Consider the following 26,829-nt stretch of genomic DNA (forward strand, 5'->3'; position numbering starts at 1 on the left):
TCCAATAATCGCCATAAGGGCGGCGACGATAAACACAGCGCGGCATTATAACCTCCGATCGATGGGCGCCATAGCGCCGGGGTATAAGGCCGACCTGGTCGTGATAGACAATCTAAAAGATTTCAATCCCATCATGGTTTTCAAAGATTCGAAGATCGTGGCCAGAAACGGCCGGCTCGTGACCGAGATAATCTCTCAGAACTTCCCGCAAGAGAAAGTGAATACCTTCAAGTGTCAGAAGATAAATGAGAGCGACCTTGAAATACGGGCCGAAGGAAGGCTGGTGAGAGCCATTGAACTGCTCGGGAGCGAGGTCCTCACCGGTGGCTGTGTGATGGGTGCGAAGATCGAAAACGGCAAGGCCGTCGGCGATCTATCTAAAGATCTCTTGAAAGTTGCCGCGATCTGCCGCTACTGCGAAGGAAAATCGATGTCGGTGGCCTTCGCGACCGGCTCGGGTCTCAAAAAAGGCGCGGTGGCGACCTCGGTCGGCCACGATTCACATAACCTGGGCGTTCTCGGTACAAATGATCCGGACATGGTTGCCGCCGCCAACAGAGTTATGGAGATGGGTGGTGGTCTGGTGGCGGTGATAGACGGCAAGATCATCTCGGAATTGCCCTTGCGGATCGCCGGTCTGATGTCCGATATGACCAGCAAGGAGGTCGCCGAACGCCTCATCGAATTGAAGGATGCCACCAGGACAATGGGGAGCAAATTACCCGATCTCTTCATGACTCTCTCTTTCATGCAGCTCTCCGTTATCCCGAAGTTGAAGCTGACCAACCTCGGACTGGTCGATGTGGAAAAGAACGATTTCGTATCCCTGTTTGTCGAGGAGGGGCAAGATGCTTAAAAGTAATTCCGGAGAATCGACGAATGTTGTAGGAAAGATGGTGAAAAGAGTCGACGCCCTGGAGAAGGTAAACGGTTGTGCCAGGTTCGCGGCCGACATAGCCTTCGACGGTCAGATCTACTGCGCGCTTGTGATCGCCGAAAAGCCGCACGGCATTCTCCGATCGATAGATGTATCTCTCGCCTCCAAGATGGAGGGGGTAGAAGCTGTCTTCACCTGGAGGGATATCCCGGGCGATAATCAGCTCGGCGAAGCGATAAAGGATATGCCCTGCCTCGTCAAAGAAGGCGAGAAGATACGTTACTGGGGCGATGTGGTGGCCGTCGTCGCCGCCAGAGACCGTATCTCGGCCGAGAACGCGGCGAAAAGCGTGAGACTCGATATAGAAGATCTCGAACCCGTACTATCTATAGAAGAGGCGCTAGAGGATAGAATCAAGATACACGGCGGTTCGAACGTGAAAGTAACTAAACTGATAAGAAAGGGCGATCCCGAAACCGTTATTAAGAATTCGAAAGAAGTATTCGAAGGCGAATTCTACGCCCACTACCAGGAACAGGCCTATATGGAACCACAGGGTATAACCGTGGTGCCCGACCTCGACTACGGTTATACAGTTTACGGCACCATGCAGTGTCCCTATTACGTTCAGAGCGCCGTCGCTCACGTTCTGGGACTGCCCATGAACAGAATACGTGTCATACAGACCGAGACGGGAGGAGCCTTTGGGGGCAAGGAGGATGTGCCCTCGTACGTCGCCTCGTACGCGGCGGTGGCCGCCTTCAATCTTAAGAGGCCGGCAAGGCTCATCTATTCTCGCGAGATAGATATCCAGACTACCTCCAAACGTCACCCGATAAAATCCTTCTACCGCGTGGCGATGGACGGAAAGAAGATAAAGGCCATCGAAGTCATGGCATACATGGACATGGGAGCCTACGCGACGCTTACCCCCATAGTGATGTTCAGAACGCTGGTGCATGCCGCGGGTGCGTACGATATCGAAAACGTTAACGTCGATGTCTATGGCGTTTACACCAACAAGGTTCCGCCCGGAGCCTTCAGAGGTTTCGGCTCGCCGCAGGTTCTCTTCGCGGTCGAGAGTATGATCGACGATATTGCCTGGAAGTTGCGTATCGATCCGATGGAATTGCGGGAGGAAAACACGTTACGACCCGGTTCGAGAACCTCGACAGATCACCTGATCGTCGAAAGCGTCGGGGCTCCCGAAACGCTCGCGAGAGTTAAGGAGTCGTCGCACTGGAAGGACCTGGTGAAGGAGTGTATCGAATTCAACAGAGCCAACGAAGACAAGAAACGCGGTGCCGGTCTCTCTCATATATTCTACGGAGTGAGTTTAGGGGCCGGGGGTCAGGCGCTCGACAAGTCCGGCGCGCACGTGCTCATAAACAGGGACGGTTCGGTCGAGGTCAGGATAGGTGGAACGGAGATGGGCCAGGGCGCCAAAACCGTCATAGCCATGATGGCAGCCGAGGAGTTGGGTCAAAGAATGGAGAGGATACTCGTTCACCAGCCGGACACGGCTTTCGTGCCGGACAGCGGACCGACAGTCGCTTCCAGAACGACCATCTATTCAGGCAACGCCGTCAGACGGGCCTGTATCACCTTGAAAGGGAAATTAATTTCCGTTTTCTATGACCTGTTCAACTCGAGACCGGATAAAGTGAAATTCTGCCAGGGAGAAGTCAGCGACGGAGAAGGCCGAGCGATCTCTTTCGACAGGCTGGTCGATGCCGCATACGTGAGGAACGTGAAGCTCTTCGAAGCCGGCTGGTACGATACTCCTAAACTGTCCTTCGATATGGAAAACGGACTCGGGGAGGCTTATGTGACGTACTCTTACGCCAGCCAGGTGGTGCAGGTCGAAGTCGATATGGCGACCGGTTCCACTAAGGTCCTGAAGGGATTCACAGCCCACGATGTTGGCAAAGCCGTCAATCCCGACGGTGTGATCGGCCAGATCCAGGGAGGCTTCGCCCAGGGCATGGGGTACGCCCTGTACGAAGATCTCAAACTCCGGAATGGAAAGATAATCAGCGACAACTTCAACACCTATATCATTCCAACGATCCACGAAGTCCCACCAGAACTGGTGATAGACATCGTGGAGGACGCCTTTTCCGAAGGGCCTTACGGGGCGAAAGGAATAGGCGAACCCTCCCTGATGCCCGTACCGGCTTCGGTGGCCAACGCTGTATCCATGGCGATCGGAAAGAGAGTCAGACAGATACCGGTCACACCCGAGTACGTCCTGGGTCTAATTGAGAAAAAGACAGACTGAATATAGAATAGAACTACACAAAAAAATCTCACTGGAGGCTTGCAATGAGTAAATTCGTTCTTGGTCCAACCTTTGAAGAGATGCTCCATCCAGAGGAAATCGACAAAACCCTGCGAAAGAAAGCCTGGAAGATGCGAATCGAGGACCCTCTCGATCCGATCAACCTCTACAACATCTCCTGGCGGGACATCGACAACAGGATCTATTACTACGTTTTGCCCAAAAAGTTCACGGGGGTCGACGCCAATATCGTGGTGCTGTACGGAAATGAATTTCCCACAGGCAGCCACAAAGTAGGCGCCACTTACTCGATCCTGATGGAAAAAGTTCTCCGCGGTGAGGTCGATCCGACCTACCACACTCTGGTATGGCCGTCGACCGGCAACTACGGTATCGGAGGAGCCTGGGTCGGCTGCCGGATGAAGTTCGACTCGGTGGTGATTCTGCCCGAGGAGATGTCGGCCGAAAGATTCGAAATCATAAGGGAATACGGGGCCCGCGTGATAGCCACGCCGGGGTGCGAATCGAACGTCAAGGAGATATACGATAAAGCTAAAGAGCTTAAGTCTGCCGACCCTGACAAGGTTAGGATACTCAACCAGTTCGAAGAGTTCGGCAATTACAGATTCCACTATTATGTGACCGGAAACACCATCCTCGAGCTAATGGAACAGCTGAAAATCGGTAACGGAAGGGTATCAGCGATCGTCTCGACCGTCGGCTCGGCAGGCACGATCGCCTGCGGCGACCGTGTGAAAGAGGTCTTCCCGGAGGTTAAAATAGTCGCCGGCGAACCGGTTCAATGCCCGACGCTTTCTCTGAACGGCTACGGTGGTCACGACATACAGGGAATCGGCGACAAGCACGTGACCTGGATCCACAACGTACTCAATAACGACGCCATCGTGGCGCTCGATGATATCGAATGCAAGAAAGTCCTCCAGACGATGACCGATGAGGCTGGAAAATCTCTCTTGAAGGAATTTTTGAGCGATAAAGACGTGGAGAAGATGGCCGGGATATTCGGAATCTCGGGCGTTGCGAATGTGTTGGGGGCGATAAAGATAGCCAAGCACTACAGGCTGACTTCCAGAGACAACATAGTGACGATAGCCACCGACAACATGGATCGCTACCACTCTGTCATGGAAAACATGACCAGAACATACGGAAAGCTCGACCGCGGCGAGGCCAAACAGAGGTTCGAATCCATCGTGTTCGGAGCCGGGACCGACTGGATCTTCGAGGGAACGATGGAAAACAGGCTGCGCTGGCACAACCTAAAGTACTACACCTGGGTCGAACAACAGGGAAAGACGGTGGAAGAGCTAAACAGAACCATGGACCAGGGGTTCTGGAAGGACGAGGCTCAAAAAACCGGAGAGATCGACGGCCTGCTGATCGATCATAGAAGGAAGAACGGCTGACGGTCATTTTCCGGTGTCAGTTGGTGTTTGTGGAAGTGGCCTGACCTAAAAGCTGGGAGATAGAGTCGTTCAATATCAAGTATTTTGAAGCCTCTATCTGCTGAATAGAATCCTTATAACCGTCCAGACAGCTGAACGAGGGGATTGTTTCTCCAGTTGTCCTGTCGATGGCTATGCTGTTTTCAAGAATCCCGTCGCCGGACATTATGAATATCCTCCCGTCATCTATGAAGGATCCCTCTGGCACGTAATGTGTCAGAGAAACGAAGCCGCCCGACGAATTGTTCAGGTCTCTACCGAACAGTATTCCGTTTTTCTCGACAACGCCAATCAGATTCAGGAGAGTGGGGAAAAAATCTATCTGGCCTCCGGCTATGGAGCTAACTACCTTTAGCCTGGAGCCAGGTATATGAAAGACCAGTGGTATGTTCATGGCCTGAACCAGGTCGTAAGTCTTGCCGAGGACCCCGGTCATAATATCTCTGTTCTCTTTGTTGAAAGGATAAAGACCGGAATGGTCTCCATATATAGCAACGATAGAGTTCTCGTAGAGGCCGACATGTTTCAGATCGGATATGAAAACTCCCAGAGCTTTATCGGTGTAATGGACCGACTGGAGATAGTTGCCGAAAAGAGTTCCTTCGTGTTCGGGGAGTAGCTTTATTCCGTGAAGCTCGCCAGGAATATCGTACGGGTTGTGACTGGTGAGTGTGACAAGGAAGGCGAAAAAAGGAGAGGGCAGAGATTTTATCATCGTCACTACCTGCCTGAAAAAAGAGAGATCGCTCAAACCAAAGCCGATGATTTCGTCGTTTTCCATCTCTTCGAGACTCACAAAGTCGTCGAATCCCAGCGAGGGGTAAACTTTCTCCCGGTTCCAGAAGGAGCCTTTGTTTCCGTGAAAGGCGATCGTGTAGAAGCCTTTCGAATTCAAGAGGGCCGGAAGGCTGTAAAAACTGTTCTGATCGCGTGATTCATAGACAGAGATCTGCCCCAGACCATGCATAGAATTGTTTATAACGAATTCAGCATCCGATGTGTTGCCCGCTCCGACCTGCTGATAGATTTCGTTGAAATAGATGGAATTGTTTGAAATCAACCTGTTGAGATTTGGGGTAATTTCCTGACCGTTGTAGGAGAAACCTACAAGAAAGTCTTGGAAGGATTCCAGCTGTACCAGAATGATATTCCTGTTCCTGGCCAAGGCAAAATACTTTCCCTTCTCTGCAACTCTGTTTATATAACCACTATAGGTAACACTCTCATCGACAATGGGGGCTTTGATCTTACCCAGTGCCAGTCCGGCCATATCGTGCAGATGGTAAGCGAAGAGGCCGTAGCGATTGAAAACAAAGTAAGGCTGTAGTGATTCGGAGATGAGCGGCAGCACGAGAGCCAAGAATAAAATCGAAAACATCGCCAGCCACTGCGCTCTCCCGCTAGATTTTTCAACGGTCTCGCCAGTTCTCGAGAGCTTCCGCCTCAGGTATAATCCCACAGGAACAAGATCGATTATGAAGAGAAAACTCAGCGGATCCATCACATAGATTATGCTGCTCTTCACACCGCCTATGTGATGAACATGGGCCAGTTCCTTCACCGAGGGCAGGAATCCGAAGTACTGGAAGTAAAGAAAGTCTATGAAGAGCACACAGGATACTATACAGTAAAGCAGGAAGAACCTGCCTTTGAATAGAACCCGAAAAGTTATAAGCAGAAAGAAATACCAGACGATCGTTCCGATTATGTTGGAGAGCTTCAAGGTCTGAGCCGTATAGATGTAGAAAAATAAAACCTTTATCAGACTCATTGAAGCAAGCAAAGAGACAGTATCGACTGCCCAGTCATAAGTTTTTTTCAAGTGATTCACACCCGATCGATTTTTTCCAGCTTACCTATTGAGAAATTATACATACTCTATCGATTCATATCAACCCTTGAATCATAGATGGCATAGATTTGCAAGACACCAATTAACCATACGAAAGGTGTGTGAATTATGGTCGAACACGGCGCCACTGACGAAAAAGACCTCAGCTGTGGTGTTAAAAGAAACGATCTCTTCGAAATTCTGAAGAAAAACCGTGACAGGATACGTCAGTTGCACAATGTGGCTCTGCAACTTTCGAAGGCGGAGAACGAAGAGAGAATCTACGACTTGATAATCGAAGCCTCCAGAAAGATCCTGAAGTTCGATACGTATAGCCTCGATATAGTGGAAGGCGAGAATCTTGTAGTGAAAAGGATTTCCGAGTGTGTTACCGATAGTGACGCCCAGGTTTACAGCAAACAGGATGGAATAGCCGGAAGAACTCTGAGAGAAGGTAAAACAATAGCCTTAGGAAGCCTAGCAGGTAATTGCGAAGCCAAACCTATTAGCAGCGACTATAAATCGGCTTTGAGCATCCCCGTTGGTATTTACGGAGTCTTCCAGACGGCTTCGAACGTTGAAGATGCCTACCGCGAAGAGGATATAGATCTCGCCGAACTGCTCATCGCACACGCTGCAGAAGCTATAAGTCGTGTCAGGGCGAGGAAAGAAATATTCAGGCTTACCTATCACGACTGCCTGACCGGTGCGCTCAGCAGATATGGACTCTCGGAATTCGCAATGATGGAAATCGAAAAGGCAAGGAAATGTGATTCCCCCCTATCGATGATCATGATAGACATCGACAATTTCAAGGCGATAAACGATTCGATGGGTCACGTGTACGGCGACTTCATACTCTCCTGGATTGTCAGAAAGATCAAAGAAGTCATACGCGGCAGCGACCTCATCATACGCTGGGGAGGGGACGAGTTCATACTGATGCTCGCAGGCTCCGACAGATCGAAGGCAAGTATGACTGCCGAGAGAATTCGCTCTCATATCAAGTCCGAATGTGAAAGAGAAAACGTCAAAGTTGCCGTAAGCATGGGTCTGACATGCTATCACGGAACGGGAGACGGCGTCGATCAGATGATATTCAGAGCCGACATCGCACTTTATGAAGCTAAAAGACAGGGCAAAGACTGCTTGAGAACCTTTTGAACCTCATAGTGAAGATACCACGGAGATAACTTCCGGCCTATCCGGGCTGGAAAGATCGACCACAAAGAACAGCTTTCCGGCCACCCATGAATCGGTAGTGGCTTTATCTTTTCTGTTCCAGTACGATTCGCGGTTCAGAGGTTTTACAGAAAACTCGACCGAAAAGGCGAATTCAAGATCGTCCTGATCCAGTATCTCCAGCTTTTCAACAACATAGCCGGTTATCCGTCTTTCACAGGGCACATCCCTGCCTTTGAATCCGTCGAAGTATTCGTGGACCAACCTATCGGCCGTCTCTCTGAGCCGTATCTCTCTGGACCAACCGCTCTTCTCAAGAGCCGGAAAGATGCTGTCACCGAAAAAAAGTACCAATCCAAGCAAAGCCGCCTGAGCAAGTATAAGAATGTACAACAATCTCTGGTTCTCCACAGCTCCACCCCCAACTTTTCCTTTCAAAGATCATTATACCCTTTCTCAAGCGACCTTCTAACCGGGGAAGTTGTTTCACCGACGATTGTAGAGTAGAATATGGAGAAACCCGTTTTTTTGGAGGACTACGTGAAAGACTTAACCAGTGGGAACGAAGGCAGTCTAATCGTTAAATTCGCGATCCCGATGCTTCTGGGAAACGTATTTCAGCAGCTTTACAACACGGTGGACTCGATAATAGTGGGAAATGTGGTGGGCAAAGAGGCACTAGCAGCCGTCGGAGCTTCCTTTCCGATCATGTTCCTCCTTCTTTCCCTGATAATGGGAATAACTATGGGAGCCACTATATTGATCTCGCAATACTTCGGGGCAAAAGACTATGAAAAACTTAAAAAGACTCTGGACACAACATATATATTTCTCTTTTTTGGATCGATAGCGATTTCCATTCTAGGAATCCTTCTCAGCGGACCCATTCTTAGATTGATGAACACCCCCCAGGATATAATAAGCCAGGCACAGACTTACCTGAACATCATTTTCGCGGGGATGCTGACGCTTTTCGGTTACAACGCCATAAGCGCCATACTCAGAGGTCTCGGAGATTCTAAAACGCCTCTCTATTTCATAATAATAGCCACTCTTCTCAACATAGTGCTCGATCTGGTTTTCGTTATGACCTTCGGTTGGGGCGTCGCCGGTGTTGCCTGGGCGACCGTGATCTCCCAGGGAGTCTCCTTTCTCTCGGGAATTCTCTACCTGAACAAAAACCACGATTTCCTCGGCATCAAATTCAAAGGAATGAGATTCGACGGTGAGATCTTCAAAAAGTCTCTTAGAATCGGCCTGCCCGCTGGAGTTCAACAAATGCTCTTCTCTCTGGGTATGATGGCTCTGCAATTTTTGGTGAATGGCTTCGGTACCGACACCGTGGCCGGCTTCATCGCCGCGACCAGGGTCGATACCTTCGCATCGATGCCGATATTCAGCTTCGGCGCGGCCATATCGGCCTTTGCGGGGCAGAATCTTGGCGCGGGAAAAATGGAGAGAGTCAGGCGCGGTCACCGGTTAACGCTAATGGTTTCGGTTAGCCTCGCCTTCATCACGGCGATCTTCATCTTCCTGCTCGGAGGATTCATGATACGAATGTTCAATTCAGATCCCGAGGTAGTGAGAATCGGCTCGAATTACCTCAAAATCGTTAGTGCTTTCTACGGGGTCGTGGCCTGGATGTTCATCACGACTGGCGTGATGAGGGGTGCGGGTGATACGTTTGTTCCGATGATCATCTCCATACTTTCGCTCTGGCTTATAAGAGTTCCTCTAGCTGCGATCTTCTCGGGATTCATGGGTGAAAGCGGCATCTGGTGGTCGATTCCAGTTGCGTGGAGCGTTGGATTGATCCTCACTTTGATCTACTACCGCACCGGGCGATGGAAGAGTAAAGTCGTGGTGAAGAACGTTCAGATGGATGAAAATTGACCGGAAATACACCAATACCGCATTCCCGGCCTTTTATCATCCATACGCTTCAACTGTACATATCACATCGAATACGGATAACTTCTTTGGCCGTCACGATTCCAGGATCGATTTAAGGACGTGTCTGGCCCAATTTCTACCGGCGTTTGCCGCGTACTCGATTCCCGAACCGACCGGATCGTAGAAATCAACCGTCCCCACTATCTTGTTATCTTTGAGCCTGTTGATCATCTCCTGAAAGACTATTCCCATGAGCCCTTCGTGTGTGCAGAAAAGCGCGACGTTCTTTCCATGCAACCGGGTGGAATTGAACAGACTCTCGAACGGCGGTGCGTAGCTCATCGCCCACACCGGAGTTCCGAAAAATATGAGGTCGTAATCTCCCAAATTATCCGGTGTCGCTTTCAAACGGGGAGTGGGATTCATTATGACACTTTCGCCCTCCCACATATACTTCACTCTCTTTCCACCGCTCTCCTCCAGCGGAACCAGCTCGAAGAGGTCGGCGCCGGTTTCGTCGGCAATCATCTCGGCTATGGTTTTTGTGCTGTCATCATAGGAATAATAAACGACGAGTACCTTCTTTTCATTGTTCGATTCCATTTATAAGACCTCCCAATGGCGATAAATATTATCCATATTTATTTTCGCACATCCCGTCCGCTTTTTCAAACAGAGTTCCGGAGTCTCAGGATTGATCAGCCCGTTTCATCGTGGTTCACACCACCAGTGCGAGAATTAAGAGCGGTTCGCCGTTGCTTGCGCGGAACGCTGCTCCATATTAATTAACACGCCTTTCGCCGCTCGAAAGAGCGAGATGAAAGGCGGGAGATCGTAAAAAAATCAGAAAATCGACCAGTAGCTGCTGCCATCGGGCTTGCGGGTTATGAAGCCGTATTCAATCAGGTATCTTCTCAACAGTACATAATCGTCGTAGTAGCCTTTCAAGATTTCGTTAACCTCTTTTTCCGAATAGATGCGGTTGCTGGTGAACTCCCCGGCGATCTTCATGAGAACTATCAGCTTGTCCTTTTCCTTCTTGGGAAACCTGATCAAGCTACCGTCTTCCCCGAAGAACTTTTTTATTTTTTCTTCCCTTTCCGCTTCGGTTATCACGTATCTGTCGTCGATCATGGTAGCACCTCTGTGAACATCGATTATCCTGTCTTCCTTCTTGATTTTCTCTTCCATCAACTCGAAAAGAACCAGGAAGATTTTCGCCTGTTTGGCCTTCTCTTTGAGGCGAAACCGATGATTTCTGACTGTTGAACGGTTGATGTTCATTCTCCTGGCTATCTCTCCGTCGTCCAGACCGCTGAAAAATCCTCCCATTAGCTCACATTGGAGTTCGGTCAGACCGGTGTACTTCCTCTCGATCGCCATCAAGGATTCGAAAACCGAACCGTGCACGGACTTTATGTGCTCTTCAACGGTCCTTTTCGCATCGAAGAAAACCCCGTTGACCGTGTAAACGACTCCTTCTTCGAAACTCATTCCACAGTAATGACAGACGTAATTCCTCTCGTCAAGGGAATAACCGCGTTTAAGATCTTCTATACTCGCCTTCCAGAAAAGTTCCGCAGATTCCATATCTACACCTCCATGGAACAATATACCACACCACGAAGAAATAATCAAACATGAATCTATTTTGTTTGATTATATTCAACTAATTAGCTACATTGTTTGTTATAAAGTGGCATCTCTGTACACAGACGGGCCGTTGTTGCGTTCGGCGTTGCTGAGGTCCCGGTTGAAAAGATAATCGATCGCACGTTGTTGTTTGTGGCATTAAAAAAAGAACATCTGTCTTCAGACCGTTAAGACAAGCACTTTTCTGGTGAAAGTATGGTCGTACCCGCATTCGCGGTAGATCTTCATCGCCGTGGTCCTGTCGGAGGTTACGGAAAGGAGAGCCCTCCTGGCCTGTCTATTCTGCAAATATATGAGAGCTTCCGACATCAGCGCCCTTGCCACTCCCTTTCCCCTCCATTTGTTCACGACAAAAACCTCTTCGGTGTAGTATTCGCCGTCATTCGATGGATACACCATCAAACTCGCGACAAGGTTTTTCCTGTCATCGAAGACCGCTATAACGGCCCCGTGGGATTTCCAGTCCGGTCTCTGGAAGAAGTAATTCAAATACCTGTATTCCAGTGGAGAATCTGGAAAGCAGGACTGTTCGGCGCTCAGATATTTGAGGATCTCCGGTTCTTTCTTTGGCTTCCAGACTTTCACCAACAGGCCCTCGGGGAATTTCACAGGTATCACCGGAAGTTCGAGATCTCTTTCCATGTAATAGAAATCGACCCATGGAAGGAATCCCAGTCCTTCGAAGAACCTGTATCTTTCAATCTCGCTTTCGTGAAGCCTTACACAGATTCTCGTTCCGGCAGCCCTGAAGTAAGATTCCGTAGATTTACTTATCGGACGGATAGAACTTTGAAAAAGCTCTCCCATAACCTCGAGAGCTCTGTCGAAGAGGATGGTTTTTATATCTAGCCACACGTGATGATAGTATTTATTCGAGAAGTTCTGTCGCGAAAGGAATTTCGAAAAACCGACGACTTTTCCATCATCAAGTGCGAGAAGAATGTTTCTTCTCCCATTGAGGAGGGGGTTTTTGAGGTCTGAAACATCGAAGCTCTCGGCGAGCGGATACTTCTCCTCGTAGAGCTTTTCCACCGACATTATCTCGTCCTGTCTGTCTTTCGAATAGGGCAGTATCTCCATCGCTCCACCTCCCCCAAGAGTATATCAAAACTTCTTTATCGATTCAGGAACACCCCGCGTATTTATGCTAGCATTGTGGAAAGACTTACAGCGTCGGGGTTTGTGATGGAAAGCATTCTCATAGCTTTTGGTCTGGCAATGGACGCGTTCGCGGTATCGATATGTGTCGGTGTTTCTCTGGAGAAAATCACACCCGGACAGATCTTCAGGGTGTCCTTCCATTTCGGATTCTTCCAGTTCATGATGCCTTTACTCGGATGGCTTCTGAGCTCGAGGTTCGAAAAGTACATCGAGTCTTTCGATCACTGGATAGCCTTCGCACTCCTCTCTTTCATCGGAGGCAAGATGTTTCTCGAAGTCTTCAAGAAAGAAGAGGAAAGCCTGTGCATCGATAGAACCAGAGGAGTGCATCTTATAATGCTATCGATAGCCACTTCGATAGATGCGCTCGCGGTGGGGATAGCCTTCGCTTTTTTGAAGAAACCCATTCTGGAACCGGCCATTGTTATAGGCGTGGTAACGGCCTCTCTCTCCTTACTTGGCATAAAGGGAGGTCACAGGCTTGGCGAAAAATTCGGGAAGTCGATGCAGGCGATAGGCGGTCTGGTGCTGGTATCGATCGGAGCGAAGATCCTTATAGAGCACGTTTTCAGCCACTGAGGGGAACAGAGAGATTAAAAAGTCAAGATCTCATCGCTCTTCACACCTTTCAGGATCGGGAGTTCCGCTCTTTGTACAGTTCCATGACCTTGCTCTTGGTCCCGAATTCGCGGTAGAAGAGGAAGATCACGAACGCGTTTGCCCCGTAGAATACGGTGCTGAGAAGGAAGAGCTGGTTGTATCCGCTCACGTATGTACCGACAATGTACCCGAAGACCATTGCGGCGATCGCTCTGACCGTGTTGTTTAAAAAACCGTTCAGACCGGACACTGTGGACAGTTTCGAATTTGGAACGTAGGAATAGATTATGGAAGTCATTATAGGGTTGGTTATGTTCATGAACACGAACCTGAAGGCGTACAGCACGGTGAAGAGGACCGGCTCGCGCGCCACCACAAGAGAGAGCATAAGCGGAACTACCAGCAGCTGCATCGCAAGATTGAACCTCAAAGGTCCAAAACGCCTGCCCAGACGGTGAGACAGGATGGAACCGGCGGCCGTTCCAAATTGCGCGATCGAGAGGGCTATTCCAATACCTGTAGCCGACATGTTGAAGAGATCTTTGAAGATCAGATTCCCGAAATGTATGAAAAGCCCGGCACCGAAGCCCACCGTTGCCGTAGATACGAAGTAGTAAGTCAGAACCTTTTTTTCGTCACGCTCAAGGCCCGAGAAGTCGAAGAGCTCTTTGAATCTCGACTTTGTATCAATAACTCGCAACTGAATTATGGGAATTACGGCCAGAAAGTGCCCGAGCATCGAAATCAAAAGAGTCGACTGCAATCCGAAGAGATCTCCAAAAAAGCCCCCCACAAAATTACCAACAACACCGCTCGCCATATTTATGCCGAAGTTCAACCCGAAGATTTTCGCCCTGTTTTCCGTCTTCGTGACCCCGGTCATAGCGGCCATCACCACTGTGAAGGCCGTCACCGTGAAGCCACCTTTTATGAATGAAAGCAACACCACAATACCCGGGTCAACAACGTAAGCCAGGGCGATTCCAACAACCGGCACGACGACAGCCGAAAAGAGCAGTATCTTTCTCTTTCCGATCCTGTCGGCAATTACGGCCGCTATAAGACCTATTATGGCCGAACCCCACAGCTGGGCCGAAGTTATGTTGCCGATGGTGTTGTTGCAAAAACCCAGTTCTCTGAGATAAAGGTTATAAACTACCCGGTACATGGAGATGGTTATCGTTGAGATGAACGTGTAAATCAGGAGCAGAAAGATGTTTTTCCTCAAACCGCAACCTTCTTTTGTTTGATATGCTGACAATATACTACCACTTCGAGCAGTAACTTTGAAGTACCGACTGAGCCTTAGAGCGTTCAACATGATATGATACTTTTCAAAGAACGTCTATTCCGGGAGGGTTATAGATTGACGCAGTCGAAGCTACGGAGAATCGGGTCGGAGGTTTTGAAACCCTTAAAGAAAGTTGTCGAGAAGGCCGTTGCTTTCAGCGTGGCGCTACCCTGGATGATACTGATTCTCTTCGCGGTGCTCACGGTCTTCTTTGGAATGAAGACAACTTCTCTGAAGTTTGAAACGAACATAGACAATCTAGCCACGAAATCGGCTAGCGAAATAAAAGAGATAGAGCTGGCGGCGAGAGACTTCTCGATTTGGGAACCGCTCTATCTGGTTCTCGTTGGTGATACGAGAAAACTGGAAACCTGGCAGAAGATAGCGCAAACCACGGCGAACCTGCGGAAGGTAGAAAATGTATCGCGCGCTTTGAGTCCTCTAGATTCGACATACATAACACTTCAAGGTTTCAGCATCGGGAACATACCAGTAGCCTCCGCAGTTCCTTCAAGCGAAGGAGAACTCAAAATATTTTTTGATAATCTCTCCAGGAGTTTTGACAGTCGCTTCTCCGTCAGCTCTTCTGGGGATGCGGTCGTTGTGAGGCTGTACATTAGGGGCGGTCTGGGAAGCCGTGGGAAGAAAGCCATTGACGGAATACAGAAGATACTGCAAGATGAATGGGGCGACGGAGGTTACTATCTCACAGGAGAACTCTTTTTGGGTTATTCGGTCGATAAAACGGTTGTTGCAGATGTGATGATTCTCTTCCCGCTGGCCATAGCCGTTGTCTTTATGGTCACTATACTGAGCTTCAGAAGTGTCTCAGGAGTGCTGGCTCCAACCCTCACTGTGCTTTCCACTGTCGTGGTGACTCTGGGCTTCATGGCTATGCTCGGTAAACCCCTCACGATAATCAGCGCCATCCTGCCCGTTCTGCTGATAGCAATGAGCAGCGCCGACAGTATACATATTTTCAGTAGATACCGCGAGGAAATCTCGCGTGGTAGTCAGAAAAGACAGGCGATCACACAATCGATGAGCTCCATGGTGCTGCCGGTAGTTATGACCTCGCTGACGACCGCTGCCGGTTTTGGCTCACTCATATTCTCTTCCATCATTCCGATGAAAGAACTTGGCTACTTCAGCGTTTTCGGAATTATCTACGCTATGTTGTTTTCATTACTGGCCGTCCCCGCCGTACTTTCTTCGCTTCCCGCACCGAGGGTTGATATAGCCGCGTCTAGAAACGTAGAAGAGCCTTTCATGGATAAGTTGCTATACAGATTTTCCGTGGCGGTGGCTAAGAAGAGGCGGATCGTGTTGCTGATTTCGATAGCCGTTGCTCTGGTCTGTATAGTCGGTATCACAAACGTACAGTTCGAATCGAATTTGTCAAGATACTTCAGAAAGGGGAGCGCCGTATCCAGGGGCGTAACCACCTTTGAAGATAGATTCGGCGGATCCTCCCTTCTCATAATCGCCGTCGATTCTGGGAGAGAAGGAGGGGTAATGACTGTGGATTTCATAAGGGCGCTCGGCGAGATGGAAAAGGTGCTGGACGGTTTTGATATACTGTCTAGAACGTCTTCTTTCCACAGCCTGGTGGGCTCGATCTACCCGGGAGACCTGAACCAGGGGCAGATAACGCTTATAAAATCGGGCGTCGGAAGCTCGGGGGTGCAGGGGTACGTCAGCAAGGATTCCTCGAAAGCCGCCATACACACGTATATCAGAAATACAAGTACGCGGGAGATATCCAGAACACTTGTCCGGGTCGAAAGAGAACTGCTAAAGGTTTTACCAGCTGGCGCCACGCTCACACTCACGGGTACACCACGCGTCATCCAGCTACACATGGAGAGCTTCGCCCAGAGCCAGGCGGTCAGCCTTCTGTTCTCGGCGATTATAGTCTGGTTCATCGTATCTCTTATGTTCCTGTCGATTTTCATAGGTTCTCTCGCCATGCTACCACTACTTTTCACGATAGTTTTCAGTCTGGGAATTATGGGATTGACGGGAACACCTCTCGATGCGGCAACCGTTCTGGTGGCAAGCATATCCGTCGGAGTCGGGATAGATTACTCGATACATTTCATAGAAAGGGTAAAGTACGAACTCAAGTCTGGCAACTCACTGGAAAAGGCCAGCAACAAAGCTTCCCGCACGGCTGGACGCGCAATACTCATAAATGCCATAACTCTCATTTCGGGCTTTTCGATACTCGCCTTCTCCAACTTTCTCACAGTATCGGCATTTGGAATACTGATGACCTTCACGATGGCCGCCAGTTCCGTGGCGGCTCTGGTGATCATACCTGCCATACTGAACTCGCGAAGGCTCGGTGATAGGATATTGAAAGTCTTTTTAAGGGCAGACGTTAAAGAGTCGAGACAGTAGAAATGACGTTCCCAAAGCACCTACCAGGTTTGAATTCCGACCAGTCCCAGGCTACCGAGTCCGCTGGAAACGAGATCCTCGACGTACGCGTCGGCCACCGCCACGAAAGAATCCAGGCCGGTCGCCTGTCCCTGCTCATCGAAAGTATAGGCCGTTATTGAACCTAGTATGAACAGCTGGGGAGTATGACCGTTTCCAGTAATGAGATTTTGAATATCCGGAAATTGTACATCTCCTCCGCTCCCGGAATCCTTCCAGACGAAAAAGGTTCCCGTGAGTGATTTGTTGCCGTGAGTTGAGTTCCCATGAATGTACTGCATGATCATATCTCCGCCGACCGAGGCAAGGGTCAGAGAGGATGTCCGTAATTTGGTGAGCATATTGCTTATTATGTCTTGCGATACTTCTTTGGTCTTGTTGCCCACAGGAGAGTTGCCGTCGCCGTTGTTCACAAAATCGTACAGATAATCGTACACGATGTTGGTGTTTATAGTTATATCCCCGTACACTGAAATGTTGTAATGACCGCAGACCTTGCTGATACCGTGTGGATCGTTCCCGAAGACAGTATCGCCCATTATCTTGACGTTCGCCGTGGTGCTTCTCACAAGCGACACAGGTATGTGGAGGAAGTTCCCGGAATCGCCGTAGTATATCTTCAGACCGCTGTCATCGAAGAAAGCTCTGAAGAGGGGAGAGACGGCCCCTGTGGGGGGCGATATTATTATCAGCTCGCTTTCATTCACCGACGAGAGCGTATGATTTGAACTGAGAAGGTAATCGGTGCCCCCAGCGGGCAGAGAGTTGAGGTAATCGTTCTTCCACTGATTGTAGGAGGGATCTGGTGAATCGGAAAAGTACGTGTACCAGCCCGGATAGCTTGCGATTATCTCAGCCTGAGTCATCAGGTCGGAAGCTACGCTTTTCGAGGTTACTCCCCCGGTTATTATCTCCCCGGGTGTGCTGGAGGCGGTCATATCGAGGATTACGCCCCCGAGAATTATCGCTCCTCCGTATATCAGATCGCCCGTTACCTTCGGGTTCCCTTTTCCACCGGAGACGTTCATAAGTGTGAGCACTCTGTCCATTCCGGCCATTCTCACCGCCGGAAGGAGTATCCCGCCCCTGAGTTTCGAAACGAGGCCGAGGGCGTAGGTTCTGTAATCTCCAATCTGCGCAGAAGTCACAACGGTGTAGCGTTCCCCGACTTTGTAGACATGGGCGGAAAGAGTGTATTCGCCGCCCCCTAGGCCGGGATCGTCGATGAAGGACTGAAGTTCGTCGGTGAAGTCAAATCCGCCCGTACTCGAATCTATATCGCTGAGGAAACTGGCCCAGTAGAACTTTTCGACACCGCCTTTTGTGGATAAGAAGGCTTTGAATTCATCTATGCCGTCCCAGGATTCGTCACCGTTCAAGGCTTCTTCCACATCGGACTGGATGATGAGGTGAGACACAATCTCAACGGCATTAGTGGCAACATTCTGCATTTTCGACGATGTCTTGAAGGACTTCATCTTTTCGGTGTTCCGGCCGAGCTGACTGCTGGCCGCAAGCAAGATGAATGTGCAGAAGGTCAGCAGAATCAACGTCATCGGTAAGGCAAAGGCCCTCTTTCTAGCGTAGCGAAACCACGACATGATAAACCTCCTCCCTTTCGCTCATCTCATCTACAAGAGTGTAGTTTATCGTATAGAGATCCTCACTGTCTGTAGTGCGGTGAAACGTTATGGTTGAGACCTCCGTGTCTCTGAAGCCCGAAGTCTCTATATAGGTGTCGTTCAAAATAATCATCAGATCATTCATCCTCCCGGCGATTTCTTGAGCGTTCGAGGCGTCTTTCAAAACGCTGTCCTGCCTTATGAAACTGCCCACAAGACTGGCCACTGCCTCTATTTCCGAGGCTCTGGTAGTTTCTTGCGACATTCTCTTGTGAGATATGACCAGCGCGATTCCCAGCGTCAAAAAGCCCGCGAGTATCGCCAGAGCCACAAGAGTCTCGGCGAAAGTGAACCCTCTCTTAATAGAACCTCACCGCCCCCTGAGCCCTCCTGCGCAATATTGGTACCCCCGATGGCGAGTAGTACGTGAATGTTGCATCGTACTTCAGATAGTTCTCGATCGGTTCAACGCTGAAATTATCTACGAAGCTCGCAAGGATGCTGGTCGATGTTCCGCCGTTTTCATCAGTGTCGAATATATGCACGATCTGCTTTTGCGAAGAGATATAGGTTATCGTGGAAAGGGCCGTCTCCCATCCCAACACATTTTTTTCGGGAATGCTGTGGCTAAGAACTATGGCCTGTTTTGCACCTTCGACACCGTCGCTTACATTCGGCACACCGGCCAGCAGTGTCCACTGTCTGGAAACTATCGAACGGATCGACGTGTGCAACTTCGTTATTTCCTCATCCAGGGAGAGTGAGGCGTTCACTTTACCGGACATCTTCAGAGATAGCGAAGCGATCATACTGACGGTCGCAAGAACAATTGTTGAAACAGCAAGCGCAGCCAGTATTTCTGCCAGCGACATTCCAGGTTGTAGATTTCTGATTTCTGTTTTTGGCCTTTTCATGAATAACATCACCCGGATACAGATAGAAATAGTAATACAAACATTTAAGTCTATTGAATGATATCATTTATTGAGTTACAAATCAAGAAAAACATAACCATTTCACCCTCCTCCACCCACACGTGATAAACTTTTTAGTAGTTGTTAAAGATTACAGAGGTGAAGAAATGCCGGAAATAAATTCCTTCGGTGAAAATCTTAAAAGAAACATGTCCAGAGTGATAGTGGGCAAGGGCGAGATAATAGAAAGGGCGCTGGCCATTCTTCTGAGTGGCGGCCATGTTCTCATAAACGATGTTCCAGGTGTTGGAAAAACGGTTTTTGCCAGAAGCCTGGCAATTTCCCTGGGGCTGGATTTCAGGAGAATACAGTGTACACCCGACCTTCTCCCCAGTGATGTGACGGGTCTTAACGTGCTGGATATCAAAAACAACGAGTTCATCTTCAAGAAGGGACCGGTCTTCACGGAGGTACTACTGGTAGACGAGATAAATAGAACCACCCCGAGAACCCAATCGGCTCTTCTGGAAGCCATGGGCGAGAGACAGGTTACAATCGACGGGAAGACCTTCCCTATGTCAAGGCCATTCTTTGTAATAGCAACCCAGAATCCTGTAGAGTTCGAAGGGACCTTTCCACTCCCCGAAGCCCAGCTTGACAGGTTCTCCGTTTCGCTCTCGATGGGATATCCCGGTGAAGAATACGAAGTAGCGCTTCTGAAAGGTATGTTGCTCGAGCATCCTCTGGAAAACCTCAAGACCGTCTCCAGCAGAGACGAGCTGCTGAAGGCGATGAAAAGAGTGAAGGAAATAAAGGTAGAGAGATCGGTACTGGAGTACGTGGTTGCGATAGTATCTAAAACCAGAATTCACAGGGACCTATCGCTCGGGTCCAGTCCCAGGGGTTCGATAGCCATCGTCGATGCGGCCAGGGCGCTGGCGGGACTCAGGGGAAGAGAGTTCGTTATCCCGGACGATATAAAGGAGATAGCTCCGGAGGCACTATCCCACAGGATAATGCTCAGACCTGAGGCCCGCCTGATGAGACGAACGGCCAGAGACATCGTAGAGGAAATCCTGAAGACCGTTCCAGTTCCGCTTCAAAATGAGAGAACTAAGGCTTGAAAGTTTATCTTCCAGGAAGAGACGGCTCTTCACAGTCTCGACGGCGGTCTTCGTTTGGGTTATTCTGTCGGTGGATACCTTCTCTTTGATGATCGGGTCATTGGTTGCCCTTCTCTGGATTCACTACTTTTTCGTGGCATTATCGATCAAAAGACTTAATATAACCCGCACAATTGACAGAGAAAGACTTTTCCCCGGAGAGTATCTCACCTTGAAATACTCGATCTCCGCCACTCCGCTGATGCAACTCGAACTTATCGCGATGCCCACGTTGAGGGGCAGGTACGATTTTGCCAGCACAAGGGGCGAGAGGGTGATCGTCAGAAGCGATCGCACCGTGAGTTTTCAATATACGGTGAGTTTCAGAAAGCGCGGCGAGAAGGACCTTTCCAAACTCGAAATCCTTTACAGGGACCCCATGAAGCTCTTCGCCATTAAGGCTACTTACTCTCTGGAAGAGAAGATTATGATTCTTCCGCGTATAATCGACCCGGGCAGTTTCCCGCTAAGGTTACGCGAATTGCTTCCGGGAAGGGAGAGCGATTTCAAGTTGATGGAGGATTTGACCGATTTCCGTGGGATCAGGGAGTACGACAGGGAACCACTCAACAGAATTCACTGGAAAGCCTCTGCGAGAATGGGCAGTCTTTATTCGAAAGAGTTCGGCTACACGGCAGTCAGCAAGACCTTTCTCTATCTGGATCTAAACCTTTCCGACGAAGTCTTTGCACGCGATGTGTGGGAGAGGATCAGAGTAGATTACGAGGAGACGGCCATCGAGGTCGCCGGCTCTTTGATCAGAAAGATTATAGCCGATTCCGGCCGACTGACGCTCGTTACGGTGGGAGAGAAAGTGAGTTACATGGACGACACCGGCAGGGACTGGATAGATTTTTTCGAAGCCCTTTCGGCGGTTCACGGCTGTGAAAAAGGGCCGTCGCTTTCGGAATGTATGTCGCGCGATATGGGCCGCTACGATCCCGCTACGACGGTAGTGGTCCTCTCTCTGTACCTCGGGGAGAGCATACTCCCCGATCTCGTAAAGGCCAGAGGCCGTGCCAATCGCGTCGTGGTGCTTCTCATGCCTTTCGGTTTGAGAAAGTCCGGCCAACTGCCGGGAAAGTCTTATCAGATGCTTCCCAGGGCGATGGAAGAGTTGAAAAGGAGGAGTTCTCTGCTCGAGGAGGAGCAGATAATCGTGCGGGTGGTGGAGGAAAACCGGTCTCTGGCGGAGACCTTCGGGGAGGCTGGTACGCATAGATAAGACTGGCAGGATTTCGGCGTTCGTTGTCGCCTCTGTGGCGGTCTTGGCGTTGATGCAGCCCGGCGGGCTGTTGATCGCAATTATCGGTGGATCGATAGTCGGCCTTCTTTTCGCCTACGGAAGGAACAGAGCCGGCTGTAGTGTGTATTTTCTACTACCGATAACTCTTTTTGCACTCATAATACTCCTGAGCGGAACCCTCCGTGTCGATGCTATACATACCTTATCCACAGTCGCGATGATAGCCGGTATAATTCTGGCTATGGATTGGCGCCCTTATCCGGCCCTGACGGGCCTGTTGATCCTGGGGGTCGCCTTTTCTATCAGCCCGATCCCGCCGGAAATCGCGGCTCCGGTCTTTCTGCTCCTTATCTGCTACAGATTGTTCACGATACCCGGCTTTTCCAGGCTGTTGCTTGTCTCGGTTCTGGTGCTGTCGGTGCTTGTCCTGATCGTCTCGAGAGAACCGGTCGGCGGGCTTATGAGGAATTTGGAAAGCGAGGAGCATCCCGAAGAAACCACTTCCACTCAGGAGCAAAAAAATCTTGAGTGGCTTCAGTACGGCCAGACAACGGCCGAACCAGAGAGTCCGGGGAGAGACATGCTTCGCGCTCCCCGTATTGTTGACGAAGCTCCACCGGAAGCGGGAGTTATAGAATCGATAATCATATCGGTGTTCTATACCCTTTCGTTAGTGCTAGTGGCTTCGATAGCGTGGAAGACGTTCCAGATAACGCGTGGATTTGCTAAGCTGATACCGCCTTTTCTCATATTGATCTCTCTTTTGATCTTCATGATAGGGGGATTCATGTATCTAAGATCGCTTCCCCTGGCAGATAACATCGAGTTTTTGTCGAGCGGAGACACTCTGTCTCCGGCTCCGTCTTCAAACGTCGTAGAGGTTGAAAGCTCCGCGAGTGTCGATACAGCTCCTGAAGAGTCCGCGTTGGCCGGGATCCTGTTCGAAACTCTGAGGTGGTCTTCATTCGCCGCAATCGCCCTTCTTTCGATCGCCCTCGCACTCGCGATAGTTTTCGTAACTGCGGGCAGCGATGAAGGCCGAAAGCGCGGTGGCGATCATGAAAAAACCCTTAAAGGACCTCAAGACAGTCAAAAACTACCGGACCGCCAAGTGCCGCCTCTCAAATACGACAGAAAATTCATCCTTGACGGCTACAGATGGCTGCGGATGAACTTTTTCAAAGATTACGTCCAGCTCACACCCTACGAACTGCTCGAGGAGATCGATCAGGAAAAGCGAGGAGCGTTCCTGGAGGCTACATCGATCTATGTACCGGTCAAATACGGACAGATCGATCCCTCCAGGGAAGAGTGTGTGAAGTTCCACTCGCTTCTGGTGGAACTTTTCCAGACGAGAGAAGCGGGAAGCTCGACCAAAAAAGCGTAACGAAGCATCCGGAGAAGGGAACTGGTAGTTTGGGAAAGGGAATGACAAAAATATTCTTTTTATTTCGGACCGGGTACTTGTAATTTATTGAATTAAGTGTGTTATAATCAATCTGTCCAGAAGGACACTATCGCTTTGCAAGTGGTGCAAGGTAATTTTAAGGAGGAACACTCAAGTATGACAGGAACTGTGAAATGGTTCAACGGAACAAAGGGGTACGGCTTTATTACTAAGGACGAAGGTGGGGATGTCTTCGTTCACTTTTCCGCAATCGAAATGGATGGCTTCAAGACTCTTGACGAAGGTCAGAGAGTAGAGTTCGAAGTTGAGGACGGCCCAAAGGGTCCTCAGGCAGCAAAAGTTAGAATTGCGAAGTAATCGAATGTCTATATAAGCAATCCCATCGCCCGCTTGACAGCGGGCGATTTTTTTCTTCTGACACTCCACCGGCCCTCCCGGAGCACTCTAAAAAGCCAAAACCACTATATACAGTGCGCTGTACTCCAATCTCTGTTGTGCTAACATATTCATGAAGCGGTGTCATGACAGGAGGAGAACATGGAGACCAAGATTCTGAACGTAATCGATGGACCGACACTTTTCAACGCATTTTTCTCTGGCGCCAGAGCCGTTATTAAGGAGCAGGGTTACCTCAACAAAATAAATGTCTTTCCGGTTCCTGACGGGGACACGGGAACCAATCTGGCATCTACGATGAGATCAATAATAGAGTTAACGGCCGTCTCTCAATCCGTCGGTAAGACTTCCAGATCGATCGCCGATGCTGCTCTCATGGGTGCCAGAGGCAATTCCGGAGCGATCTTCGCCCAGTACATACACGGGCTTAGCAACGCGATCGGCAACAAAGAGAGCCTCGACAGCGGAAGTTTCGCCAAAGCCGTTCAGGAGGCTGTCCCTTACGCTTACGATGCAATGTCCACACCGGTAGAGGGAACGATGCTCACAGTTATGAAGGACTGGGCAGAAGCGTTGAACTCGGCTGGAAACTCCGAAAACTCCTTTCTCGAAATGATAACCAGATCCAACGAAGTCGCGAAGAAATCTCTGGAAGAAACGCCCGAAAAGCTAGATGTATTGAAAAAGGCCGGTGTCGTAGATGCCGGGGCCAGGGGTTTCGTGGCCTTCGTGGAGGGAATAAAGATATTCCTGAGCGGCAAGACTATGGAGATGGAAGACGAGGTCATTCCCGATATCGAGCTGCGCAACCACGTCCATGTCGATGAGACCAACATACAGTTCAGGTACTGCACCGAAGCGATAATAGAGGGAACGGGAATCGACCACGCCTCTCTGAAGAGAGATGCGAGTTCTTTCGGAGATTCCGTCGTAGTGGTTGGCTCCGACAAACGCACGAGGGTTCACATCCACACCAACGAGCCGGCCGATCTCTTTTACAGGCTCGGAAAATACGGCAGCATCACGCAGCAGAAAGTTGACGACATGGAGATGCAGTACAGAGTCAGCCAGAAGCGAAAATACCCCATCGCACTCGTCACCGACTCGGTGTGCGATCTGCCGAGAGAGATCATAGATTATTATCAGATCCACGTTGTGCCGCTGTTTCTGAATTTCGGGGAAAGTCATTATCTGGACAAGATAACCATCAAGCCCGACCAGTTCTATACGATGCTTGACAGCACCGAGACCTATCCGGTTTCGGCCCAGCCGGGGATGAATTCCTTCCAGAATCTCTACCACTTTCTGGCGACACATTACGATTCAGTCATCGCCATCCATGTTTCCGATAAACTGAGCGGTACCTGGAATTCAAGTCTGAAAGCGGCAGAAAGACTTAAAGGAAAGAAAATCAGCGTAATAAATTCCAGGCACGTCTCCGGCTCCTTCGGATTGCTCGTCCTGAGGGCCGCCCAGCTCATAGAAAAAGGAATGGACCACGATGAAATTGTCGCAGCCATCGAATCGCTCACAAAGAACTCAAGGATCTTCGTGAGTGTGAACACTTTGAAATACATGGTCAAGGGTGGAAGAGTCAGCCCGACGAAGGGCCTGCTGGCCAAAATTATGAACCTAAAGCCGATTGTATCGGTGGATGAAGAGGGCAACTCGAAACTTTACGGGAAGGCCTTCAGCAGGCTCGGAAACATGAAGAAGATACTGGGTTTCATCGGTGAACTGAACAGAAAGTGCAGAGTCGAGAATTACAACATAACGCATGCCCGCGCACCGAAGCAGGCCAGGGCTTTTGAGCAGAGTCTCACGAAGCTGCTGGGGAAAAAGCCGGAATTCATAATGGAAGTCTCCCCGGTCGTCGGAATAAGCGCCGGGGTCGGCGCGGTGAGCGTTTCGGTGTTGTGCGAGAGAAACACCTGGTCGGAAGAGATAAAAGTACGCTGAGGAGTCTGTATGATCGAAGTCGTTCTGTTTAACGCTCTTGTGGTACTTGCTTATATGAGTATCTTCTTCCTGATCGCCTCGGCAGTGAAGGATAATTCGATTGTCGATGTCGCCTGGGGAACGGGGTTTGTGTTGATCGCCTATTTCACCCTTCTCTTCTTTGGTGAGTTCAACCTCAGACAGTTTCTGGTAACGATTGCTGTAACTCTCTGGGGGTTGAGACTGGCAGTCCACATTTTCAGGCGAAACAAAGGCAGGGGTGAAGATTTCAGGTACGCGGCGATGAGGGAGAAGTGGGGGAGATATGTCTTGATCCGCTCCTTCCTGCAGATATATGTCCTTCAGGGCTTTTTCATGCTCGTTGTGGCGTATCCGGTTATGCTTGTGAACAGCACGCCCGGCCCATCCTTCAGCTGGCTGGACTTTCTGGGCCTGTCGATCTGGATCGCCGGTTTCCTCTTCGAAGCCGTTGCCGACAGTCAGCTGAGAGAGTTCGTGAAGACCAAAAGACCCGGCGAGATAATGAAGAGCGGCCTCTGGAGATATTCCCGGCACCCCAACTACTTCGGTGAAGCCGTTCAATGGTGGGGGATTTTTATCGTTGCACTCTCACTGGATGGCGGATGGTGGACCATCGTTAGTCCGATTCTAATAACCTTTCTCTTGAGATTCGTTTCGGGCGTCCCTTACCTCGAAAAGAAGTACCGACAGTACCAGCAATTCAGGGAATACATGAAAGAAACCAACGCCTTCATTCCATGGTTCCCGAAAAAGTAGAGGGTGAAATCAGATGGAACTTATATACTCTGCGGTCTTCGCGTATATGATCGGTTCCATACCCACGGCCTACCTGATCGGGAGAGTTTTTTTCGGGTTCGATATCAGAAATAGGGGAACGGGTAACATGGGCGCGTCAAACATGGTTTCTGTGATGGGCTGGAAGATAGGAATTCTGACCGGAGCGATAGATTTCATGAAGGGTATGGGAACTATACTAATAATAAAAGGGTTAGACCCGCACTGGACTTACCAGATGCTCTTCGTAGCCGCAACCTTCGCGACTATCGGACACATGTACCCGGTTTTCTTAGGATTCAAAGGCGGTAAGGGAACGGCCACGCTCGCCGGAGGGTTGATAGGCCTAGATTACCAGGTGGCCTTGATCTGCATGACCATACTGCTGGTGTTTATAGCCACAACTGATTACTCGGCTCCCGGAGTGATAGCCGTATCTTCGGTTATGATTTTTCTTTTCAGGATATTCAGTTACCGCTGGGGAATTTCGTTGATGCTTCTTCCTATTGCATTGATAATGATCGCCAGGAATCTAGAGAACCTTCACAGGATATCCAGCGGAAAAGAGACCGGTCTGAAAGCCTACATTAGAAAGAAGAAAAAAGAAAGGAGCCCCACCGAAGGGGCTCAAGGGTGATTCTCTTTCATA

At 49.7% G+C, this 26,829-nt stretch carries 23 protein-coding genes; 14 read left to right on the plus strand and 9 right to left on the minus strand.

The window, feature by feature from the left end; all coding sequences use genetic code 11:
• The 3 genes from PKX57_RS05765 to PKX57_RS05775 form a co-directional block, all read left to right on the plus strand.
• The coding region (locus PKX57_RS05765; protein ID WP_472416369.1) for an adenine deaminase C-terminal domain-containing protein at nucleotides 1-856 on the plus strand (856 nt) is incomplete at its 5' end.
• Nucleotides 849-3,158: a molybdopterin cofactor-binding domain-containing protein gene (locus PKX57_RS05770; RefSeq protein WP_213919799.1), complete on the plus strand. Its 2,310-nt coding sequence runs from the start codon at nucleotides 849-851 to the stop codon at nucleotides 3,156-3,158. The genes PKX57_RS05765 and PKX57_RS05770, both read left to right, overlap by 8 nt.
• 44 nt (nucleotides 3,159-3,202) lie before the next feature.
• The gene (locus tag PKX57_RS05775) at nucleotides 3,203-4,585 is read left to right on the plus strand and encodes a pyridoxal-phosphate dependent enzyme (RefSeq protein WP_213919800.1); all 1,383 of its coding nucleotides are present in this window, start codon (nucleotides 3,203-3,205) and stop codon (nucleotides 4,583-4,585) included.
• 16 nt (nucleotides 4,586-4,601) lie between these two features.
• On the opposite strand, the gene PKX57_RS05780 is transcribed toward PKX57_RS05775, so the two are convergent.
• Nucleotides 4,602-6,446, minus strand: coding sequence for an LTA synthase family protein (locus PKX57_RS05780; RefSeq protein ID WP_472416371.1), 1,845 nt, complete (start codon nucleotides 6,444-6,446; stop codon nucleotides 4,602-4,604).
• 138 nt (nucleotides 6,447-6,584) lie between these two features.
• Between PKX57_RS05780 and PKX57_RS05785 the strand changes: the two genes are divergently transcribed.
• A complete protein-coding gene (locus tag PKX57_RS05785) occupies nucleotides 6,585-7,619 on the plus strand; it encodes a sensor domain-containing diguanylate cyclase (protein ID WP_472416373.1) in 1,035 nt (344 codons plus the stop codon).
• 3 nt (nucleotides 7,620-7,622) lie between these two features.
• Here the strand turns inward: PKX57_RS05785 and PKX57_RS05790 are convergent, their stop codons facing one another.
• Nucleotides 7,623-8,075 (minus strand): hypothetical protein, encoded by a 453-nt coding sequence (locus tag PKX57_RS05790; protein ID WP_470745686.1) that lies wholly within the window; start codon nucleotides 8,073-8,075, stop codon nucleotides 7,623-7,625.
• Nucleotides 8,076-8,147: 72 nt separating this feature from the next.
• On the opposite strand from PKX57_RS05790, the gene PKX57_RS05795 reads away from it, so the two are divergent.
• On the plus strand, nucleotides 8,148-9,530 hold the full coding sequence (locus tag PKX57_RS05795; RefSeq protein ID WP_472416374.1) for an MATE family efflux transporter: 1,383 nt from the start codon (nucleotides 8,148-8,150) through the stop codon (nucleotides 9,528-9,530).
• A gap of 93 nt (nucleotides 9,531-9,623) precedes the next feature.
• Here the strand turns inward: PKX57_RS05795 and PKX57_RS05800 are convergent, their stop codons facing one another.
• The 3 genes from PKX57_RS05800 to PKX57_RS05810 form a co-directional block, all read right to left on the minus strand.
• Nucleotides 9,624-10,133, minus strand: coding sequence for a flavodoxin (locus PKX57_RS05800; protein WP_213920149.1), 510 nt, complete (start codon nucleotides 10,131-10,133; stop codon nucleotides 9,624-9,626).
• Between the two features lie 240 nt (nucleotides 10,134-10,373).
• Entirely contained in the window at nucleotides 10,374-11,120 is a 747-nt protein-coding gene (locus PKX57_RS05805) for a DUF2087 domain-containing protein (protein WP_213920150.1), read from the minus strand.
• Between the two features lie 222 nt (nucleotides 11,121-11,342).
• Nucleotides 11,343-12,263: a GNAT family N-acetyltransferase gene (locus tag PKX57_RS05810; RefSeq protein WP_213920151.1), complete on the minus strand. Its 921-nt coding sequence runs from the start codon at nucleotides 12,261-12,263 to the stop codon at nucleotides 11,343-11,345.
• A gap of 105 nt (nucleotides 12,264-12,368) precedes the next feature.
• Here PKX57_RS05810 and PKX57_RS05815 point away from each other — a divergent pair, with 105 nt between their 5' ends.
• Nucleotides 12,369-12,923, plus strand: a complete 555-nt coding sequence (locus PKX57_RS05815; RefSeq protein ID WP_213920165.1) for a manganese efflux pump — start codon at nucleotides 12,369-12,371, stop codon at nucleotides 12,921-12,923.
• A gap of 49 nt (nucleotides 12,924-12,972) precedes the next feature.
• Here the strand turns inward: PKX57_RS05815 and PKX57_RS05820 are convergent, their stop codons facing one another.
• Nucleotides 12,973-14,172 carry an MFS transporter gene (locus tag PKX57_RS05820; RefSeq protein WP_214048922.1) on the minus strand — a complete coding sequence of 400 codons (1,200 nt, stop codon included), beginning with the start codon at nucleotides 14,170-14,172 and terminating at the stop codon, nucleotides 12,973-12,975.
• Between the two features lie 138 nt (nucleotides 14,173-14,310).
• Here PKX57_RS05820 and PKX57_RS05825 point away from each other — a divergent pair, with 138 nt between their 5' ends.
• Complete coding sequence (locus PKX57_RS05825) at nucleotides 14,311-16,638, plus strand: efflux RND transporter permease subunit (RefSeq protein ID WP_472416376.1); 2,328 nt, start codon at nucleotides 14,311-14,313, stop codon at nucleotides 16,636-16,638.
• A 20-nt stretch (nucleotides 16,639-16,658) separates the two neighbouring features.
• On the opposite strand, the gene PKX57_RS05830 is transcribed toward PKX57_RS05825, so the two are convergent.
• Genes PKX57_RS05830 through PKX57_RS05840 form a run of 3 tightly spaced genes read right to left on the minus strand, consistent with a single transcriptional unit; the run spans nucleotide 16,659 to nucleotide 19,213 of the window.
• Complete coding sequence (locus tag PKX57_RS05830) at nucleotides 16,659-18,278, minus strand: hypothetical protein (protein ID WP_213920154.1); 1,620 nt, start codon at nucleotides 18,276-18,278, stop codon at nucleotides 16,659-16,661.
• Entirely contained in the window at nucleotides 18,256-18,630 is a 375-nt protein-coding gene (locus PKX57_RS05835) for a hypothetical protein (RefSeq protein WP_213920155.1), read from the minus strand. The genes PKX57_RS05830 and PKX57_RS05835 overlap by 23 nt, the downstream gene beginning before the upstream one ends.
• A 28-nt stretch (nucleotides 18,631-18,658) precedes the next feature.
• On the minus strand, nucleotides 18,659-19,213 hold the full coding sequence (locus PKX57_RS05840) for a hypothetical protein (RefSeq protein WP_214048017.1): 555 nt from the start codon (nucleotides 19,211-19,213) through the stop codon (nucleotides 18,659-18,661).
• A gap of 167 nt (nucleotides 19,214-19,380) precedes the next feature.
• On the opposite strand from PKX57_RS05840, the gene PKX57_RS05845 reads away from it, so the two are divergent.
• The 7 genes from PKX57_RS05845 (at nucleotide 19,381) to PKX57_RS05875 (ending at nucleotide 26,817) form a co-directional block, all read left to right on the plus strand.
• The gene (locus PKX57_RS05845; RefSeq protein ID WP_213920157.1) at nucleotides 19,381-20,337 is read left to right on the plus strand and encodes an AAA family ATPase; all 957 of its coding nucleotides are present in this window, start codon (nucleotides 19,381-19,383) and stop codon (nucleotides 20,335-20,337) included.
• Nucleotides 20,318-21,601, plus strand: a complete 1,284-nt coding sequence (locus PKX57_RS05850) for a DUF58 domain-containing protein (protein ID WP_472414633.1) — start codon at nucleotides 20,318-20,320, stop codon at nucleotides 21,599-21,601. The genes PKX57_RS05845 and PKX57_RS05850 overlap by 20 nt, the downstream gene beginning before the upstream one ends.
• 34 nt (nucleotides 21,602-21,635) lie before the next feature.
• A complete protein-coding gene (locus tag PKX57_RS05855) occupies nucleotides 21,636-23,009 on the plus strand; it encodes a hypothetical protein (RefSeq protein ID WP_213920159.1) in 1,374 nt (457 codons plus the stop codon).
• 177 nt (nucleotides 23,010-23,186) lie between these two features.
• Nucleotides 23,187-23,387: a cold-shock protein gene (locus PKX57_RS05860; protein ID WP_169699626.1), complete on the plus strand. Its 201-nt coding sequence runs from the start codon at nucleotides 23,187-23,189 to the stop codon at nucleotides 23,385-23,387.
• Between the two features lie 180 nt (nucleotides 23,388-23,567).
• Nucleotides 23,568-25,385 (plus strand): DegV family protein, encoded by a 1,818-nt coding sequence (locus PKX57_RS05865; RefSeq protein ID WP_213920160.1) that lies wholly within the window; start codon nucleotides 23,568-23,570, stop codon nucleotides 25,383-25,385.
• A gap of 9 nt (nucleotides 25,386-25,394) precedes the next feature.
• Nucleotides 25,395-26,162 (plus strand): DUF1295 domain-containing protein, encoded by a 768-nt coding sequence (locus tag PKX57_RS05870; protein WP_213920161.1) that lies wholly within the window; start codon nucleotides 25,395-25,397, stop codon nucleotides 26,160-26,162.
• A gap of 13 nt (nucleotides 26,163-26,175) precedes the next feature.
• Nucleotides 26,176-26,817, plus strand: a complete 642-nt coding sequence (locus PKX57_RS05875; protein WP_213920162.1) for a glycerol-3-phosphate acyltransferase — start codon at nucleotides 26,176-26,178, stop codon at nucleotides 26,815-26,817.
• The last annotated feature ends 12 nt before the right edge of the window (nucleotides 26,818-26,829 follow it).

Source organism: Mesotoga sp., from assembly GCF_035363035.1.
In the GTDB taxonomy this organism is placed as follows: domain Bacteria; phylum Thermotogota; class Thermotogae; order Petrotogales; family Kosmotogaceae; genus Mesotoga.

Coding starts and splice junctions, on each gene's coding strand:
- PKX57_RS05770 (WP_213919799.1), top strand. CDS start 849: ATGCTTAAAAGTAATTCCGGAGAATCGACGAATGTTGTAGGAAAGATG.
- PKX57_RS05775 (WP_213919800.1), top strand. CDS start 3,203: ATGAGTAAATTCGTTCTTGGTCCAACCTTTGAAGAGATGCTCCATCCA.
- PKX57_RS05785 (WP_472416373.1), top strand. CDS start 6,585: ATGGTCGAACACGGCGCCACTGACGAAAAAGACCTCAGCTGTGGTGTT.
- PKX57_RS05795 (WP_472416374.1), top strand. CDS start 8,148: ATGGAGAAACCCGTTTTTTTGGAGGACTACGTGAAAGACTTAACCAGT.
- PKX57_RS05800 (WP_213920149.1), bottom strand. CDS start 10,133: ATGGAATCGAACAATGAAAAGAAGGTACTCGTCGTTTATTATTCCTAT.
- PKX57_RS05805 (WP_213920150.1), bottom strand. CDS start 11,120: ATGGAATCTGCGGAACTTTTCTGGAAGGCGAGTATAGAAGATCTTAAA.
- PKX57_RS05810 (WP_213920151.1), bottom strand. CDS start 12,263: ATGGAGATACTGCCCTATTCGAAAGACAGACAGGACGAGATAATGTCG.
- PKX57_RS05815 (WP_213920165.1), top strand. CDS start 12,369: ATGGAAAGCATTCTCATAGCTTTTGGTCTGGCAATGGACGCGTTCGCG.
- PKX57_RS05830 (WP_213920154.1), bottom strand. CDS start 18,278: ATGTCGTGGTTTCGCTACGCTAGAAAGAGGGCCTTTGCCTTACCGATG.
- PKX57_RS05840 (WP_214048017.1), bottom strand. CDS start 19,213: ATGAAAAGGCCAAAAACAGAAATCAGAAATCTACAACCTGGAATGTCG.
- PKX57_RS05845 (WP_213920157.1), top strand. CDS start 19,381: ATGCCGGAAATAAATTCCTTCGGTGAAAATCTTAAAAGAAACATGTCC.
- PKX57_RS05850 (WP_472414633.1), top strand. CDS start 20,318: ATGAGAGAACTAAGGCTTGAAAGTTTATCTTCCAGGAAGAGACGGCTC.
- PKX57_RS05860 (WP_169699626.1), top strand. CDS start 23,187: ATGACAGGAACTGTGAAATGGTTCAACGGAACAAAGGGGTACGGCTTT.
- PKX57_RS05865 (WP_213920160.1), top strand. CDS start 23,568: ATGGAGACCAAGATTCTGAACGTAATCGATGGACCGACACTTTTCAAC.
- PKX57_RS05870 (WP_213920161.1), top strand. CDS start 25,395: ATGATCGAAGTCGTTCTGTTTAACGCTCTTGTGGTACTTGCTTATATG.
- PKX57_RS05875 (WP_213920162.1), top strand. CDS start 26,176: ATGGAACTTATATACTCTGCGGTCTTCGCGTATATGATCGGTTCCATA.